The sequence below is a fragment of the Pseudomonas sp. UBA4194 genome (assembly GCF_002379585.1).
In the GTDB taxonomy this organism is placed as follows: Bacteria; Pseudomonadota; Gammaproteobacteria; order Pseudomonadales; family Pseudomonadaceae; genus Aquipseudomonas.
Window position 1 is genome coordinate 1 of record NZ_DFUE01000076.1, and the last position, 17,392, is coordinate 17,392.

General features: G+C 61.5%; 17 protein-coding genes and 1 tRNA gene. 7 read left to right on the forward strand and 11 right to left on the reverse strand.

The annotated features are described in order from the left end of the window. Positions 1-34 precede the first annotated feature (34 nt). Both B3397_RS18335 and B3397_RS18340 read right to left on the reverse strand, forming a co-directional pair. The gene (locus B3397_RS18335) at positions 35-241 is read right to left on the reverse strand and encodes a SlyX family protein (RefSeq protein ID WP_296252847.1); all 207 of its coding nucleotides are present in this window, start codon (positions 239-241) and stop codon (positions 35-37) included. Next, positions 238-669, reverse strand: a complete 432-nt coding sequence (locus tag B3397_RS18340) for an HIT family protein (RefSeq protein WP_296252849.1) — start codon at positions 667-669, stop codon at positions 238-240. The genes B3397_RS18335 and B3397_RS18340 overlap by 4 nt, the downstream gene beginning before the upstream one ends. Positions 670-1,614: 945 nt before the next feature. Here B3397_RS18340 and B3397_RS18345 point away from each other — a divergent pair. The 3 genes from B3397_RS18345 to B3397_RS18355 all read left to right on the forward strand — a co-directional run bounded on the left by B3397_RS18345 (position 1,615) and on the right by B3397_RS18355 (position 5,758). Next, complete coding sequence (locus B3397_RS18345; RefSeq protein ID WP_296252851.1) at positions 1,615-2,910, forward strand: OprD family porin; 1,296 nt, start codon at positions 1,615-1,617, stop codon at positions 2,908-2,910. Between the two features lie 166 nt (positions 2,911-3,076). Then, positions 3,077-4,792 (forward strand): proline--tRNA ligase, encoded by a 1,716-nt coding sequence (locus tag B3397_RS18350; RefSeq protein ID WP_296252854.1) that lies wholly within the window; start codon positions 3,077-3,079, stop codon positions 4,790-4,792. A 15-nt stretch (positions 4,793-4,807) separates the two neighbouring features. Continuing rightward, positions 4,808-5,758 carry a hypothetical protein gene (locus B3397_RS18355; protein ID WP_296252856.1) on the forward strand — a complete coding sequence of 317 codons (951 nt, stop codon included), beginning with the start codon at positions 4,808-4,810 and terminating at the stop codon, positions 5,756-5,758. 8 nt (positions 5,759-5,766) lie between these two features. Here B3397_RS18355 and dinB read toward each other — a convergent pair whose 3' ends face one another. Beyond that, positions 5,767-6,831: a DNA polymerase IV gene (gene dinB, locus B3397_RS18360; RefSeq protein WP_296252857.1), complete on the reverse strand. Its 1,065-nt coding sequence runs from the start codon at positions 6,829-6,831 to the stop codon at positions 5,767-5,769. A gap of 258 nt (positions 6,832-7,089) precedes the next feature. On the opposite strand from dinB, the gene B3397_RS18365 reads away from it, so the two are divergent. After that, positions 7,090-7,166, forward strand: a tRNA-Met gene (locus B3397_RS18365). A gap of 75 nt (positions 7,167-7,241) precedes the next feature. Here the strand turns inward: B3397_RS18365 and B3397_RS18370 are convergent. The 8 genes from B3397_RS18370 to B3397_RS18405 all read right to left on the reverse strand — a co-directional run bounded on the left by B3397_RS18370 (position 7,242) and on the right by B3397_RS18405 (position 14,238). Further along, positions 7,242-7,832 (reverse strand): nucleotidyltransferase family protein, encoded by a 591-nt coding sequence (locus tag B3397_RS18370; RefSeq protein ID WP_296252859.1) that lies wholly within the window; start codon positions 7,830-7,832, stop codon positions 7,242-7,244. Next, positions 7,832-8,851, reverse strand: a complete 1,020-nt coding sequence (murB, locus tag B3397_RS18375) for a UDP-N-acetylmuramate dehydrogenase (protein WP_296252861.1) — start codon at positions 8,849-8,851, stop codon at positions 7,832-7,834. The genes B3397_RS18370 and murB overlap by 1 nt, the downstream gene beginning before the upstream one ends. 46 nt (positions 8,852-8,897) lie before the next feature. Further along, complete coding sequence (gene kdsB, locus B3397_RS18380; protein ID WP_296252862.1) at positions 8,898-9,662, reverse strand: 3-deoxy-manno-octulosonate cytidylyltransferase; 765 nt, start codon at positions 9,660-9,662, stop codon at positions 8,898-8,900. Then, complete coding sequence (locus B3397_RS18385; protein WP_049861532.1) at positions 9,659-9,844, reverse strand: Trm112 family protein; 186 nt, start codon at positions 9,842-9,844, stop codon at positions 9,659-9,661. Before B3397_RS18385 ends, kdsB begins: the two co-directional genes overlap by 4 nt. Before the next feature lie 26 nt (positions 9,845-9,870). Continuing rightward, entirely contained in the window at positions 9,871-10,866 is a 996-nt protein-coding gene (gene lpxK, locus B3397_RS18390; RefSeq protein ID WP_296252865.1) for a tetraacyldisaccharide 4'-kinase, read from the reverse strand. Then, positions 10,866-11,294 (reverse strand): ExbD/TolR family protein, encoded by a 429-nt coding sequence (locus B3397_RS18395; RefSeq protein WP_296252867.1) that lies wholly within the window; start codon positions 11,292-11,294, stop codon positions 10,866-10,868. The genes lpxK and B3397_RS18395 overlap by 1 nt, the downstream gene beginning before the upstream one ends. After that, the gene (locus B3397_RS18400) at positions 11,291-11,926 is read right to left on the reverse strand and encodes a MotA/TolQ/ExbB proton channel family protein (RefSeq protein WP_414704409.1); all 636 of its coding nucleotides are present in this window, start codon (positions 11,924-11,926) and stop codon (positions 11,291-11,293) included. Before B3397_RS18400 ends, B3397_RS18395 begins: the two co-directional genes overlap by 4 nt. 80 nt (positions 11,927-12,006) lie before the next feature. Continuing rightward, positions 12,007-14,238: a DNA internalization-related competence protein ComEC/Rec2 gene (locus B3397_RS18405; protein WP_296253054.1), complete on the reverse strand. Its 2,232-nt coding sequence runs from the start codon at positions 14,236-14,238 to the stop codon at positions 12,007-12,009. Positions 14,239-14,410: 172 nt separating this feature from the next. On the opposite strand from B3397_RS18405, the gene B3397_RS18410 reads away from it, so the two are divergent. The 3 genes from B3397_RS18410 (at position 14,411) to B3397_RS18420 (ending at position 17,206) form a co-directional block, all read left to right on the forward strand. Continuing rightward, entirely contained in the window at positions 14,411-14,926 is a 516-nt protein-coding gene (locus B3397_RS18410; protein WP_296252872.1) for a DUF2062 domain-containing protein, read from the forward strand. A gap of 209 nt (positions 14,927-15,135) precedes the next feature. Beyond that, a complete protein-coding gene (locus B3397_RS18415; RefSeq protein WP_296252873.1) occupies positions 15,136-16,434 on the forward strand; it encodes a serine/threonine protein kinase in 1,299 nt (432 codons plus the stop codon). Then, positions 16,427-17,206, forward strand: a complete 780-nt coding sequence (locus tag B3397_RS18420; RefSeq protein WP_296252876.1) for an MlaA family lipoprotein — start codon at positions 16,427-16,429, stop codon at positions 17,204-17,206. The genes B3397_RS18415 and B3397_RS18420 overlap by 8 nt, the downstream gene beginning before the upstream one ends. The last annotated feature ends 186 nt before the right edge of the window (positions 17,207-17,392 follow it).

The following is a 17,392-nucleotide window of genomic DNA, read 5'->3' on the forward strand; positions in this document are numbered from 1 at the left end:
AGCGGCGTAAGCCGCGTCCTCCCCTCTTGCTCTATCAATAATGAGGCGGAGGCGCCTCCTGATTCCCCCCCTCGTATTGCCCCGCCATTTCTTCCTGACGCTTGAGCATTGCCGCGAGCTGCATCTGCAGCCGCTCGATTGCACGTTGCTGCAGCACCAGTTCATCGCTCAGAGCGCCGAGGGTGTCATCCTGGAAAGCCAGTCGGGTTTCCAGCTCCATCACGCGGTCTTCCAGACTCATGCTCCAGTCCCCGCCCATACGAACTCTGCAGGCAGCTCAGCCTTCACCTTGTCGCGAAGTGCCTGCAACTGCGTTTCACTGTAGGGAATACCCGGCACCTTGCCCCATACTGGCGCCGGCCAGGCTGCATCGGTTTGCTTGCGAACGATCACGTGCATATGTAGCTGGCTAACTACATTACCCAGTGTCGCGATGTTCATCTTGTCTGCCTTGAAACTGCGATGCAGCAACTCAGCCAGGACGTTAGTTTCTTTCCACAATTGCTCGCGATCAGCGTCATCAAGTTGAAACAATTCGGTGATTGCCTCACGTCGTGGCACCAGAATGAACCATGGATAGTTGCTGTCGTTACTCAACAGCAGACGACACAGGGGAAAGTCGCCGATGACATGGGTATCTTGCACAAGGCGGGGGTCAAGGCTGAACACAGGATGCTCCGATGGGCTGTGGGACCGATGCACGGTCAGGCTAGCAATTTCCAGCGCACAGGATACCCCGCTTTGACCGAAGCTTCACGGAGGCGCTTTGCGATGCGCTTACCGCCCTGCTATCGAACAGCGCTGCCCTGCCCTATCTCGAGCAAGAGTCGGCACAACAATGGTGCCCGATGCCCCAGGACGATCCGAGCCGCCGGTCCGTTCGCGACTGGAGAGCCGAACTCCTCATACCGCGCATGCAGAAAGTCACGTAACTGGCTGACCAGTGGTGATTCATTCATCAGGGTGCAGGTTGCCAAATCGTGGACCTGGGCTAGCCTCTGTGTTCCAGGCGCTACTTTTCGCACCAAAAAGGTACGGGCTGGTTGGAATCAGTGCGCAGTGTTCCCGTGCGCTACCCACTTGGCCGGCCGAGCGGTAACGTTTTAGCCTGATGGAGGGCCTCTTGATGGTGGTGACTACGGAACCGTCATGGACCAAAAAAGCCTTAGCCCCCCGTTTTTATGAGGCTTTGAGAGGTACCGGAAAAAAAAGTGAAAAAATCGTGAACTGCTGGCACGTTTGTGCACGCTTGTTGCATTGGTACTGACATGGCCGTCTGGGCAGCGTGGGAAGACGCGGACCGGCGGCAAACAGCGACAGTTGCATGGTTTGGGCCATGGCGTTTTCAAAGTCGCTAGTGTCAGAAAACCTGACCTGGTGTTTAAGAAAGCGGTGCTGAAGTTGTGCAGCCTGAAACACGAGGCTGTGATTTGCGACACCGACGTAACTGTTAACGCCACGGCGTAAAGAACGGATACAGGCAGACTTGCAAGTATCGCCAACATGACCGGCGTGATATAAGTTTTGCGCCGTCAATAAAAGAAAGAACTGCCTCAGATAAAAAAACAGGTGAGGCAGTGGTTACTCTTCTTAAAACCAAAGGAGCAAATCACGATGCGCGTGATGAAGTGGAGCATGATCGCACTGGCTGTAACGGCCGGCACCTCGCAAATGGCACAGGCGTTGGAACTGCAGCCTTCTGCCCAGGCCGAGTCCAAGGGTTTTGTGGAAGACAGCACCCTGAACTTGAAGCTGCGTGCGCTGTACATGAACCGTGACTACAAGCATGGTGCAGGCAACCCTACCGCCGGCTCCGACAAGGGCTACCGCGAAGACACCGGTCTTGGCGCGCAGATGTTCTACGAGTCGGGCTTCACTCAAGGCACCATCGGTACCGGTGTAGACGTTCTGGGCTTCGGTTCCGTGCGCCTTGACGGTGGCACCGGCCGCCGCAGCAACGGCCTGTTCGCCAGTGACAGCGACGGCAACCTGGAACACAGCCAGACCAAAGGTGGCGCGGCCGTCAAGTTCCGTGTCTCCAACACCGTACTGAAATATGGCCAACAAATCGTCGCCAGCCCGGTCTTCGCGACCGACGACGGTCGTTTGCTGCCTGAAGTGGCTACCGGTACTTCGATCACCAGCAACGAGATCGAAAACCTCACCCTGAACATCGGTCGTTTCACCGCCATGAGCGCACAGACCGGCATGGGTTATGACTCCATTGTTGGTAGCGGCCTGAAATCGGCTGACATCGCCGGCGCCACCTACGCCTTCACCAAGAACTTCAGCGCTACCGTTGCAGCTTCCGACGTTGAAGACTACTGGAAGCGTCAGTACGTCAACCTGAACTACACCCTGCCAATCGACGACATCCAGTCGGTAAACGTTGACTTCAACGCCTACCGTACCAAGAGCCAAGAGCAGGAGTTGGGCGGCGAAGTCGACAACAAGATCTGGTCCACTGCCGTGGCCTACAGCCTGGGCGCGCACAAATTCACCCTGGGTTACCAGCGCAGCTCCGGCGACACCGGCTACAACTACGGCGTCGACGGCGGCGGTACCGTGTTCCTGAACAACTCCGTTCAGTACTCCGACTTCGTCGGTGCCGAAGAGAAGTCGTGGCAGGTTCGCTACGATCTCAACATGGCTACCTACGGCGTGCCTGGTCTGAGCTTCATGACCCGCTACATCACTGGCGATAACATCGAAGCCAGCAACGGCGAGGAAGGCAAAGAGCACGAGTGGGACTTCGAAACAAAATACGTCGTTCAGCAGGGCCCAATCAAGGACATGTCCTTCCGCCTGCGTAGCGCTGTATACCGCGCGAACAACGCATACGATGCAGACTACGGTCCGTCCAACAACGACCTGCGCCTGATCGTGGAATACCCTCTGAGCATCATGTAACACGCCCAGGGCAAGCAATACCTCGAGAAGCCCGGCCCATGCCGGGCTTTTCTTTGCCTGCCAATTGCCCAGCCATAAAGCGGCAAGCCCTACGCCTGTACGTCGCCGGATCACCGCCGTACAATGCCAGGCCTCTATAAAATTCAGCAACAGACAACGGTCAACCATGCGCACCAGTCAATATTTGCTCGCCACACAGAAAGAAACCCCTTCCGATGCGGTCGTGATCAGCCATCAGCTGATGCTGCGTGCCGGCATGATCCGCAAGCTCGCCTCGGGCCTCTACACCTGGCTGCCGATGGGTCTTCGTGTGATGCGCAAGGTTGAAAACATCGTGCGCGAAGAAATGAACGCCGCTGGCGCCCTGGAAGTGCTGATGCCTGGCATCCAGCCGGCAGAACTGTGGCAGGAATCGGGGCGCTGGGAACAGTACGGTCCTGAACTGCTGCGCCTGAAGGACCGTCACGACCGCGACTTCTGCGCAGGTCCTACCCATGAAGAGGTCATTACCGACCTGATGCGCAATGAGTTGAACAGCTATAAACAGCTGCCTATCAACCTGTATCAGATCCAGACCAAGTTTCGCGATGAAATCCGCCCACGCTTCGGCCTGATGCGCGGCCGCGAGTTCATCATGAAGGACGCCTACTCCTTCCACGCTGATCAGCCGTCGCTGCAGGTCACCTACGACCGCATGCACCAGGCGTACAGCAATATATTCACCCGTCTGGGCCTGAAATTCCGCGCAGTGGAGGCCGACAACGGTTCCATCGGCGGCGCTGGCTCCCACGAGTTCCACGTGCTGGCTGAGTCCGGCGAAGACGATATCGTGTTCAGCGACACTTCCGACTACGCCGCCAACATCGAGAAGGCTGAAGCCATTCCTCGCGAAACCGCCCGCGGTGCCGCCACCGAGGAACTGCGCCTGGTCGACACGCCGAACGCCAAGACCATCGCGCAACTGGTGGAAAACTTTGGCCTGGCTATCGAGAAAACCGTCAAGACCCTGGTGGTTCACGCCGCAGAAGAAGGCAAGCTGATTGCCTTGATCATCCGGGGTGATCACGAGCTCAACGAAATCAAGGCGAGCAACCACCCGCTGGTGGCCAGCCCCCTGGTCATGGCCAGCGAAGCTGAACTGCGTGACGCCATTGGCGCCGGTGCAGGCTCCCTCGGCCCGCTGAACTTGCCACTGCCCTGCATCATCGACCGCTCGGTCGCATTGATGAGCGACTTCGGCGTGGGTGCCAATATCGACGACAAGCATTACTTCGGCCTGAACTGGGAGCGCGATCTGCCGCTGCCGGAAGTCGCCGACCTGCGCAACGTCGTCGACGGTGACCCAAGCCCTGACGGCAAAGGCACCCTGACCATCAAGCGCGGCATTGAAGTGGGCCATATCTTCCAGCTGGGCACCAAGTACAGCGAAGCGATGAAGTGCCAGGTGCTGGGCGAGAACGGCAAACCCGTGACCCTGGCCATGGGCTGCTACGGCATCGGCGTGTCCCGCGTAGTGGCTGCCGCCATCGAGCAGAACAACGACGAAGGCGGCATCATCTGGAGTGACACTCTGGCGCCGTTCCAGGTCGCACTGGTGCCGCTTCGCTATGAAACCGAGCAGGTTCGCGAGGCCACCGACAAGCTCTACGCCGAGCTGACTGCGGCCGGCTACGAAGTGCTGCTCGATGACCGCGACAAGAAGACCAGCCCCGGCATCAAGTTTGCCGACATGGAGCTGATCGGCATCCCGCATCGCATCGTCATCAGCGACCGCGGCCTGGCCGACGGCAATCTGGAGTACAAGAACCGCAGCGAAAGCGCGCCTCAAGCACTCCCGGTAGCCGACGTGCTGTCTTTCATCCAGGCTCGCGTGCGCCGCTGACAGACTCGAGAACCCATGTTCAAGCAACCGACCTTGACCCTTGGGGGCGCCGCCTTGTGCGGCGCCTTGCTGGTAAGTGGCTGTGCCAACCACATGTCCCAGCGCAACGAACAGGAAGAGCGGGTGGAGCGCAAGCTTCTGGAGCACACGCTGCAGATCGACGTGGGCGAGCCCAGCATCATGGAGCAGCCACAACGCCGAGTGCGGGTGCATGAATTGAAGGACTTCGAAGTCACCACCTTCGAAACCACCCGTCACTATGACCGCTACACGCCCTACCAACCCTGGCGGGAAATCTACGAGATCCCGCTCGGCGCGGTAGCAGTGGTGGCAGGCCTGGGCGCCAACGTGGTCAATGTGGCGACCTTCGGCAGTTTGCCGGAGAGCGTTACCAAGGACTGGATCGGCTACGGCTTCGCTGGGCTCAACCCGTTCATGAACACCCAGTCCAATGGCCGCGCCGAGCAGAACCTGGCCGGTATCGACGAGTTGCAGAAAGACAAGCGCCTGGAGCACACCAGCCTGCCCTGGAGTGAGCGCGCTGTTCAGGTGACCGCCGGACGCAAGACCTACGATCTGGAAACCGATCGCAATGGTCTGCTGCGCATCGACCTGCTCGACAGCCCCTTTGCCGAGCAGGACCTGACCCGCGTGCCCCGCCTGCAATTCAGCGTTGTCGACGAGGAAAGCCAGACCAGGTCCACTGCACTGCTGTCCATCGGTTCGAGCCTGCGCAGCAAGCTGGTCGAGGCTCATGCGTTGATCTATGACGACCTGGAAGACGACGAGGTCAGCCAGTGGGTGCACCGGGTCAAGCGCCTGTCCGAACTGGGCCTCGAGAACGAAGCCAGCGAGCTGGAGCGAAGCTTGATCGAGTTGACCGGCAACGATCCTGAATTGCAGCAGGAATTTCTCAAGCTGCTGAAAAAGGAAACCGGTCGGGTGGTGGCACAAGCAACCAAGTGAGCGATCGCTCAGCGCCTTTCGAACAGTTCCAACTGCTCATGGGCGCTACGCAAGTCCTCCAGCCGCACACCGATACCCAGTAAGCGCACAGGCTTGCCGCCCCGGGCGAACGCCTGGCTGAGCAGTTGCTGGTAGCTGCCCAGGTCTCGACCCGCCCCAGCCTGCTCCAGGGTGGTTTGGGTGAAGTCGTGGAACTTCACCTTGACGAAAGGTTTGCCTGGACGATAGCTGCTGTCGATCCGACTCATGCGCTCGCTCAAGGTCAGCATCAGTTCGGGTAGCTTAGCCAGGCAACTGGCCAGGTCTGGCAAGTCGCTCTCGTAAGTGTTTTCAACACTGATCGACTGCCGGCGACTGTCGTTCTGCACGATTCTCTCGTCGATTCCCCGCGCCAAACTGTACAGCCGCTCGCCAAAGCTGCCGAACTCGCGGACCAGTTTCAGCTTGCTCCAGTCGCGCAGTTGCAGGCAGCTCTCGATACCCAGCCGGGTGAGCTTGTCCGCCGTCACCTTACCCACGCCGTGCAATTTCTTCACCGGCAATGCCGCGACGAAATCCTCGACTTCTGGCGGGGTAATCACGAACAACCCATTGGGTTTGCGCCAGTCACTGGCGATCTTGGCCAAGAACTTGTTCGGCGCTACCCCGGCCGACACCGTGATGTGCAGCCTTTGCGCGACCTTGCGCCGGATGTCCTGGGCAATGCGCGTGGCGCTGCCGGAAAAATGCGGGCATTCGGACACATCCAGATAGGCCTCATCCAGTGACAAGGGCTCGATCAGATCGGTGTATTCCCGGAATATGCCCTGAATCTCCCGTGAAGCTTCCTTATAGGCGTCCATGCGTGGCTTGACGATGGTCAGGTCGGGGCACAGCTTCACGGCATGCCGCGAGCTCATGGCCGAGCGCACTCCGTATGCACGGGCCTCATAGTTGCACGTGGCGATCACTCCACGGCGCTCGGCCGAGCCCCCTACGGCAAGCGGCTTGCTGGCCAGACTGGGGTCGTCGCGCATTTCAATGGCTGCATAAAAGCAGTCACAGTCGACGTGGATGATCTTGCGCTGCGTCATGGCGTGGACAGACTACCAATCCGGTGGATTATTCGTACAACAGGACCGGTATTATCCCACCAGCGCACTGAACTGGCACCTGAAACCAAAGCCCAGGATTTATTTCATCAATCGAAAAGACGCCACCAATAGCCCTGAAACCCCCGCCCAGCCTGCTTCGAACCGCCTAAGGCGGCCCCTAACCGATTGAACGAAAAGAGTTTTCCCGAAATGAGCGTTTGACAAGCCACGGCTGCGCTGTAGAATAGCCCACACAGACGCGGGATGGAGCAGTCTGGTAGCTCGTCGGGCTCATAACCCGAAGGTCGTCGGTTCAAATCCGGCTCCCGCAACCAAACAACGAAGAAGGCCACTTGAAAAAGTGGCCTTTTTTGTGCCCGTCGTTTGGCCGGATCAGTCCGATGCCTGCCTCATCCCAAATCGGTGGGCACGTCGATGTCACGATAGATACCAGGGTCATCGGTCAGCACTTGCTGAACGGCTCCGGCAGCGAACAGCCTTCTCGCGCCCTGATCGCCGCGCAGTGCCAGCAGCGACTTCTTGAATGCGCCACCGAAAGCCACGGGATGGCCATACCCGCCCTGCCCGACCGGCACGCAGATAACTTCGTCAGACAAGGCAGTCAATACGCTGTGGAAGGTTCGGGGCTGGATGAAAGGCATATCCCCCAGGCAAATCAGCCAGCCGGCAGCGTCCGCGCTCGCTGCCACACCGGCGGCCAGACTGTCGCCCATTCCCGCGGAATCGAGCAATACCACCTCGCAGTCATAGGCTCGCGCCAGAGCGAGGACGTCGCGCTTGTGCGGCCGGGTGACGACGACCCGGCGCACGGCAGCCTGACTCAGGTTCAACAGGCAATGCTCGAACACTGCTCGCTCGACGCCGTCCAGACCTTGGCAAGGCGCCAGGAGTTTGTCCACGCCCTGTCCGGCCAGCGCCTGGTAACGTTGGCCGTGGCCGGCGGCGAGAATCACGGCACAGGGGGCGCGATAGGCAGTCATCAGTACAGGTTGGGCTCCATTTCCAGCACCACAGCGAAGCGCTTCTGGATATCGGCCTGGATGCGCTGTGCCAGGGCATGCAGCTGAGCCCCGGTGGCCTGACCATAGTTCACCAGTACCAAGGATTGCTGTCGATGCACGCCCGCATCACCGTCGCGAAAACCTTTCCAGCCGGCGCGCTCGATCAGCCACCCGGCGGCCAGCTTTGCCTGCCCATTGGCGAGTGGGTATGCCACCACGTCGGGATGTTCGCGACGTATGTTCTCCAGCACTTCGGCCATCACCACCGGGTTCTTGAAGAAGCTGCCGGCGTTGCCGAGCGTGGTCGGATCGGGCAGCTTCTCCCGGCGAATGCTGCAAATGGCCTCGCTGACGTCCATCGCTGTTGGCTGCTCGACACCGCGCTCTGCCAGACGTTGGCGAACAGGTCCGTAGTCCAGATGCAACGCGGCGCTGGCGGACAGCGCGAAACGCACACGCAGAATGACCCAGCGCCCGGGCTCGCGCTTGAACAGGCTGTCGCGATAGCCGAACTCGCACTCCTCCAGAGTGAACACTCGTTGCTCCAACGTGTGCCTGTCCAGCGCGACAAGGCTGTGAAACACATCCTTGATCTCGACCCCATACGCGCCGATGTTCTGCATCGGCGCGGCACCCACGGTGCCTGGAATCAGACTCAGGTTTTCCAGGCCAACCAGCCCCATCTTCAGGGTCTTGAGCACAAAAGGATGCCAGGGCTCGCCGGCCTCTGCCTCGACTATCTGCTGCTCACGGGCTTGATCCAACACCCGTACGCCACGGCTGGCCATGCGAATGACCAGCGCATCGACGTCGCCGGTGAGCAGCAGATTGCTGCCACCGCCGATCACCAGCGCCGGACGATCCTGTCGATGGGCCAGCGCCAGCGCGTCCTTCAGTTGCGCGTCGTTTTTCACCTCGACGAACCATCGGGCACTGACATCGATGGCGAAGGTATTGAACGGTTTCAGAGAAACGTTGGCGCGCAGATCCAGGCTCATGACGCCACCTGCATCAAAGCCGGAGGGCTCGTCGACATGCGCACCATCAGGCCCCCAGCAAGCGCCTTACGCGCTCCAGGTCATCGGGTGTGTCCACGCCCGCCGGTGGCGCCTCGACGGCATCAGCAACGTGAATGCGCACCCCGTGCCACAGGGCACGCAACTGCTCCAGACGCTCGACGTTTTCCAGCCAGCAAGGCCCCCATGCCACGAAATCCTGAAGAAAGCCGGCGCGGTAGGCATAGATGCCGATATGGCGACGGTACGGAACACCAGCAGGCAACTCGCTGCGATCTTCGGCGAACTGATCCCTGGCCCACGGCAACGGTGCCCGGCTGAAGGTCAGGGCCAGGCCGTGTACATCGGTCGCCACCTTGACCACATTCGGATTGAACAGCGACTCGACGTCCACGATCGGCTCGGCCAAGGTCGCCATGGCGGCGGCCTGGGCGCTGGCGAGATTGGCCGCGACCTGATCGATCAACGCCGGTGGAATCAGCGGCTCGTCTCCCTGGACATTGACCACGATGGCGTCGGCCGCCAGGCCCAGCGCCTGGGCGACTTCGGCCAGGCGGTCGGTACCGGATTCGTGATCGGCGCGGGTCATGACCACCTGGGCGCCAAACCCCTGGCAAGCGGCGACGATACGCGGATCGTCGGTGGCGACCACGACCTGTTCGGCGCTGCTTTTGCAGGCCTGTTCCCACACCCATTGAATCATCGGCTTGCCGGCGATCAGTTGCAGCGGCTTGCCGGGCAGGCGCGTGGACTGGTAACGCGCCGGAATCACCACGGTGAACGCGGTAGTCATTTATCCAGGCGCTCGTCGTCGGTCAAGGTGCGTGCTTCGGTTTCCAGCATCACCGGAATGCCGTCACGGATCGGATAGGCCAAGCCTGCGCCCTTGCTGATCAGCTCGGTCTTGTCGGCGCTGAGCTTGAGCGGGCCCTTGGTGATGGGGCAGGCGAGGATGTCGAGCAGTTTGGTGTCCATCGAAGAGTCCTTGAAGACGAAATGAATCAGAGTTTCAGGCTGGCCAGGCGCTGGTCGAACCAGGCCCGGAAGGCTGTCGACGGTTGCGCATCCACAGCCAGGTACCACCAGTCGGCGCCGGCAAAGGCACGGCACTTCACCGCATCCTTTTCGGTCATCACCAGCGGCAGGGCCGGATGGAACTCCAGGGCCTGGGCCGTGAACGGCGCGTGGTCGGCAAAGGGGTGCGCGATGGGCTGCCAGTGTAGCGCCTGCAGCGTGGCGAAGAAACGCTGGGGGTTGCCGATGCCGGCGACGGCGTGCAGCGCTTGACCCGCTGGGAAATACTCGAGGGGCTGGCGTTGCCCGGTCCGGACGTTGATCAATGCCTGGGGCTGCAACGTGAAGGCAAAACCACCGTCGCGATCCGCGCTGGCGCCGTTGTACAGCACTGCATCGACCGACTGCAGGCGTTCGGCAGGCTCGCGCAAGGGGCCGGCCGGCAGGCAGCGACGATTACCCAAACCCCGCACAGCGTCGACCAGCACCAGTTCAATGTCCCGAGCCAGGCGGTAGTGCTGCAGGCCATCGTCGGACAGAATCAGGTCCAGGGGCTCGCTGGCGAGCAAGGCGCGCACCGCCTGGCTGCGATCGGGATCGATCATCAAAGGCACGCCACTGCGCTGGACAATCAGCAGCGGCTCATCACCGGCCTGCGCCGGGTCCTGCTCGGCGCTTACCCGCCAGGGCAGGCTTGGAGGCTTGGCGCCATAGCCGCGACTGACCACGCCCACGCGCAGGCCGCGCTGGCGACAATGCTCGATCAGCCAGAGAATCATCGGTGTCTTGCCGGTACCGCCCACGGTGATATTGCCCACCACCAGCACCGGTACCGGGGCACGATAGATATCACCCTCGCCGGCTTCGAAGCGCCGCCGTTTACTGGCCACCACGCGCCGGTACAGGCACTCCAGCGGGCGCAGCAACATCAGGGCCGGGTGGCCCGCATACCATGCGGCGGTCAAGCGCTCGGCGAAGGCCATCAGGGATTCGCCTGCGCCTCGACCGTGGTCATGCTGATCTGGCCGAAGCCCAGCTTGCCAGCGGCGTCCATGGCAGTGATAACCGCTTGATGCGGGGTCTTGCCATCGGCACTGATCGACAACGGCAGCGTGCTGTCGCCACCCGAGGCTCTCTGCAGCGCAGCCATCAAGGTGCTCAGATCACTTTTGGGCAGCAGTTCGTCATTGATGGCATAGACACCTTCGGCACTGATGGCAATATCCAGCCGCTTGAGATTGGCGGCCTGCTCGGGTGCACCGTTCACTGCCTCGGGCAGCTCGACACGCAATTGGGTTTCGCGCGTGAAGGTGGTGGTGACCACGAAGAACAGCAGCAGCACGAACACCACGTCGATCAGCGAGATCAGGTTGAGCTCGATGTTTTCTCGGCTTCGACGGCGGAATTTCACGCTTTGTCCTCGCCCAGATCGACCTCGCGGTCCCCCTGCACCACTTCCACCAGCTTGATGGCTTCCTGCTCCATGCCCACGACCAGCTCATCGATACGGCGCTGCAGCAGGCGATGGAAGAACAGCGCCGGAATGGCCACGATCAGACCCGAGGCGGTGGTCACCAAAGCCTTGGAAATACCGCCAGCCATGACCCCGGGGTTACCGCTGAGGCCGGAACCGGTAAAGGAGCTGAAGATGTCGATCATGCCCAGCACGGTGCCCAACAGGCCCAACAGCGGCGCCATGGCAGCGATAGTGCCCAGGGTGCTGATGTAACGCTCCAGCTCGTGGATGACCCGGCTGGCGGCTTCCTCGATGCTTTCTTTCATGATCTCGCGGCCATGCCGGGAATTGGCCAGGCCGGCGGCCAGGATTTCACCCAAAGGCGAGTCGGCGCGCAGCTCCTTGAGCTTTTCCTTGTTCAGCTGTTTGTCTTTCATCCAGCGCCACACCTGGCCGACCAGATGGGCCGGCGCAACCCGGCTGGCGCGCAAGGTCCAGAGGCGTTCGGCGGTGATGGCCAGGGCGACGATGGAGCTTACTATGATTGGCAACATCATCCAGCCGCCAGACTTTACCAATTCCCACACAGTCGCTATCCCCTTGCAAAAGTCCGCCACTCTACCATAGGGGTCGAGCGCGTCGAATAGCGCGATGACGGCTGGAGCGCTCAGGGCGCCTGCACCGGATCACGCCAGAAACGTCGCTGCGCCCGCCAGCCTTGCACTGGCTGATAGGTGCCCAGCTGAACCCGCAGGGCGCCGAGCAGCGCAGTGTCGTAGGCCGCAATGCCCATCGCCCGATAGCGTGCCAGGACGGTTTCATGGGGGTGGCCGAAGGTATTGCCCTGACCGCGGGAGATCAGCACGCCCTGGGGCCGTACGGCGTGCAGAAAAACCTTGCTCGAGGAGGTGCGACTGCCGTGGTGCGGGGCTTGCAGCCAATGGGCCTGAACGGGCAGAGCGCTGGCGAGCAGCGCCTGCTCAGCCGCGGCGTCGATGTCACCACCGAGCAGCAACACCTCGCCGTTGGCCTCGACCCTGAGCACGCAGGAAGCCGCATTGCTGTGCGCAGCAGCACTCCAGCGCCAAAGCTCGAAGCGCACGCCGTCCCACTCCCATGCGGCACCCGTCTCACACGCCTGGGCCTGCCATGCCGGGGGCAGTGCCTGCGGCTCGCCGCTGATGACCCGCGCCACCGGCAGGCGGCGACGAACGCTGCCGGCGCCGCCGAAATGATCCAGGTGCGCGTGGCTGATGACCAGCGTATCCAGGCGTCTCACACCGACGGACAGCAGGCTTGGCACCACCGTACTGGTGCCGGCATCGGTCTCGCCCATGGCCGGGCCGGCGTCGTACAGCAATTGATGATGAGCGGTGCGCACCAGCACCGCCAGCCCTTGTCCGACATCCAGCTGCCAGACCTCGGCCTGCCCGTGGGGCGGCCCGTTGCGGGGCGCGAACAGCGCCAGCCCCATCATCGGCACCCCGAGCAGTCTCAATGGAATGCCTGCCGGCAATAGCAACAGCAGCGTCCCGATCACCATCAGTCCCCACAAACCCGGGGACAGGCCAGGAGGCAACCAGGCCGGTGCCAGTGCGGCGGCTTGTTCGAGCACCTCGAACAGCACTGCCAGCGCACCTCCGGCCAGCCACAGCAGCGACTCGCCAAGCAGCGGTACGGGTAGCAGCAGCGTACCCAGCAGTGCCAGGGGCAACACCACGATACTGATCCAGGGCACCGCGACCAGGTTTACCCACGGCCCCGTGACGCTGATCGGCAACGCCAGGGCGACCATGGCCGGCAACAGTCCGAGGGCCACACAGCATTGGGCGCGGGTCCAGGCTCGCCACCAGGACCAACCGCCCAGGCGCCCGGAGAACGTCAGCAGCAACACCGCAACGGCGCAGAACGACAACCAGAAGCCTGGCTGCAGGCTGACCAGCGGGTTGAACAGCACCACGAGGGTCAACGCCACCAGCAACGGCCACCACACACCCAGATGGCGAAAACGCAGTCGCCACAGCAGCACCAGCGCAATCATGATGCATGCGCGGCGCACCGGCACCTGAAAGCCTGCCAGCAGTCCATAGGCCAGTGCCGCGACGAACGCCAGGGCGCAGGCCCACGGCAGCCATGGCCAGCGTCGGGGCCACAGTCCCACCCGAGCCGCACCACTGACCAGGCCATAGACCAACCCCGCCAGCAAACCGACGTGCTGACCGGAGATCACCCATAAATGCACCGTGCCCGTCGCTTGCAGCGTGTCCCATTGGGTCCGCGACATCCCTGAGCCGTCGCCCAGCACCAAGGCGGCCAACCCGGCGCCCTGCCCCTGACTGTCGACGGCCAGCAGCCGCTTGCGCAGCCGATCCCGCCAGGCCATGCCGGCCTCGCGCAGGCGTTCGCCGGCCTTGATGCTGCCCGCTGCCCCGATGCCCCTGCCCAATGCCCAGGCCTGAGCATCGAAGCCGCCGGGGTTGGCTGAGCCCCGCGGGCGTTTGAGCTTCACCGCCAGGCGCCAACGCTCACCACTGGCCACCACCGGCCCACCGTACCAGGACAATCGCAGCAATCTGGGCAACGCAGCGCGGCGTGACCAGGGTTCGGCCAGCTCGAAACGCACCGATGTGCCGCTGTAGGCGGGCAGCCCGACCACTTCACCCTCCAGCCATACGGTCTGGCCATCGAGCGCCGCATCCAGCCGATCATCGAGCGCCACCTGGGCGCAGGCACAGGCCCAGCACAAGCCCAACACGAACAGCCCCACAGCGAAGCCGCGCGTCAGCGCCAACAACAAGCCTGCCGCTGCGGCCAAGCCCAGCCAGCCGGGTGACGGCAACAAGGGCAACAGCCGCAGGCTCAACATGCCCAGAGCAAACGCCAGCATCCCTGCGCGCATCCAATCCTCCTTGGCAGCATGCGTGACATCCTCCATGAACGTCTCTGTACGCAAGGCTACGGCCAAAGGCCGGGGGATGGCCCTTATCAAATGTCACAAAGTCTGAATTATGTGTAACGGGAAACTGTGCATACTGGCGGCACACATCCAGTCGAATATGCACGAGTCCGTTATGCCGCGTCGCTTGTTCAAGCGCTACATGCCCGACCCCAGCACCATCCGGGAACACAAGTCATTGCGGTTCCTGGGGCGCCTGCTGCACGACCCCAACCTGTGGCACCTCAATCGACACTCGGTAGCGCGGGCCATGGCGGTAGGCTTGTTCGCCGCGTTCATGCCCATCCCGTTGCAAATGCTCCTGGCGGCAGCACTGGCCGTGCTGGTGCGCGCAAACATGCCCATCGCGGTCAGCCTGGTGTGGTTGACCAACCCCATCACCATGCCCCCGGTGTTCTATTGCACCTACAAGGTGGGCTCCTGGTTGATGGGGCAGCCGCCACGGCATCTGCCTGATGAATACACCTGGGACTGGGTGATGAGCCAGATGTCGACGCTGTGGCAGCCGTTCCTGCTCGGCTCGCTGGTCACCGGGCTGGTACTGGGCGCGCTGGCGTATTGCCTGACCATGGTGTACTGGCGCTGGTGGGTAGCCCGCCAATGGCGCCGCCGCAAACACCGCAATCTGTAGCAGCGGCGTAAGCCGCGTCCGCATGTATCCGCGCCGGCGGGTCAAACCCTGTAGCAGCGGCGTAAGCCGCGTCCGGCCTTTTGACGCGGCTTACGCCGCTGCTACGGTTTTGTTTGTGCGGTAAAAACTCAGGGGCTTGGCAACTTGCCACCAGCTCGGTTGTCTTAGCCTCGAACGTCAAGAAAGCATTCTCCTCTAGGGACTCCGTCATGCTCCGATCATTGCGCTTCGCTGCCCTGCTTGGCGGCCTCATCATGAGTGCGTCCGCGTTGGCGAAGGATATCGACCCCGCCACCTATGGCTATCCTTTGACCAACCCGTTCGAGGCCACTATCGCTTCGACACCGCCAGACCTGCGGCCCAAGCTGCCTTTGGACGAAGACATCAATCAGGCCGACTACAGCCTGAACCTGCGCCCTGAACGTGAGTTCATCCTGCCCGACAATTTCTGGGCGGTGAAGAAACTGCGCTATCGCCTGGCCGAGCAGGATCATGCCGCGCCACTGATCTTTCTGATTGCCGGTACCGGCGCACCCTACACAAGCTCACTCAACGAATACCTGAAGAAGCTTTATTACCAGGCTGGCTATCACGTGGTGCAACTGTCGTCACCTACCAGCTTCGACTTCATCAGCGCCGCCTCTCGTTTCGCCACGCCCGGCATCACCCGCGAAGACGCCGAAGATCTGTACCGCGTGATGCAAGGCGTACGCGCTCAACATCCGAAGCTGCCGATCACCGACTTCTACCTCACCGGTTACAGCCTGGGCGCGCTGGATGCGGCCTTCGTCAGCCAACTGGACGAAACCCGGCGCAGTTTCAACTTCAAGAAAGTGCTGCTGCTCAACCCGCCGGTGAATCTCTACACCTCCATCACCAACCTGGACAAGCTGGTACAGACCCAGGTCAAGGGCATCAACAACAGCACCACGTTCTATGAACTGGTGCTGAACAAGCTGACCCGCTACTTCCAGCAAAAAGGCTATGTCGACCTCAACGACGCCTTGCTGTACGACTTCCAGCAATCCAAGCAGCACTTGTCCAACGAACAGATGGCCATGCTGATCGGCACCTCGTTCCGCTTCTCGGCAGCCGATATTGCCTTCACCTCCGACTTGATCAACCGTCGCGGCCTGATCACTCCACCCAAGTATCCGATCAGCGAAGGCACCAGCCTGACGCCGTTCCTACGCCGGGCTCTGCAATGCGATTTCGACTGCTACCTGACCGAGCAGGTGATCCCCATGTGGCGTGCCCGTACCGACGGTGGCAGCCTGCTGCAACTGGTGGACCAGGTGAGCCTCTACGGCATCAAGGACTACTTGCAGAACAGCACCAAGATCAGCGTGATGCATAACGCCGACGACGTGATTCTGGGCCCGGGCGATCTGGGCTTTCTGCGCAAGACATTTGGCGATCGCCTGACCGTTTATCCTTACGGCGGCCATTGCGGCAACCTCAATTACCGCGTCAACAGCGACGCTATGCTGGAGTTCTTCCGTGGCTAGAAAATTCCTGTTGATGGCGACCTTGCTGTGCGCCAGCCTTGCTCAGGCCGACGAAGCTCCAGCCCAGAAGGTCGATGGCGATGGCTTCAAACAGCCCTTGCAGGTGCTCAAGTTCAACCCGGGCCTGGACCAGCGTGAGTTCGAACGCTCGACCCTGACGGCATTGAACGTGTACGACCCGTTGGAGAATCTCAACCGTCGGGTCTACCACTTCAACTATCGTTTCGACGAGTGGGTATTCCTGCCGGTGGTCAATGGCTACACCTACATCACCCCAACGTTCCTGCGCACTGGCGTGAGCAACTTCTTCAGCAACCTGGGCGAAGTACCGAGCCTGGTCAACAGCCTGCTGCAGTTCAAGGGCAAGCGCGCCCTGGACACGTCTGGCCGGCTGCTGATCAACACCACGGTAGGTGTGGCTGGGCTGTGGGATCCGGCGACCTACTTCGGCATTCCCAAGCAGAGCGAGGACTTCGGTCAGACCCTGGGTTTCTACGGGGTGCCAGGTGGCGCGTACCTGATCCTGCCGATCCTGGGACCTTCGAACCTGCGCGACACCACCGGGCTGCTGTTCGATTTTGCCGTGGAGAATCAGATCAACTTCCTCAACGTGGCCGAGGTCAGCAGCAACCATCCGGAGCTGTGGGCGTTGCGTGCGGTGGACCGTCGGTACACCAACAGCTTCCGTTACGGCCAGCTGAACTCGCCGTTCGAGTACGAGAAAGTGCGGTATGTGTACACCGAAGCACGGAAGTTGCAGATAGCTGAGTGATTGCAGGGTGTCAGTGAGGGCCCCATCGCGGGTAGAACCCGCTCCCACAGGGGTCCTCCACAAATTTCTGCCCTACAGGCCCCTTTGAAAGTTGCCCCAAAGGGCCTCCAAAGGTGTCTGCACTGGTTTGATCAGGTAGCAGGCTCCTTTGAAAGGTGCCACAAAGGGCCTCCAAGCTGTCTGCAC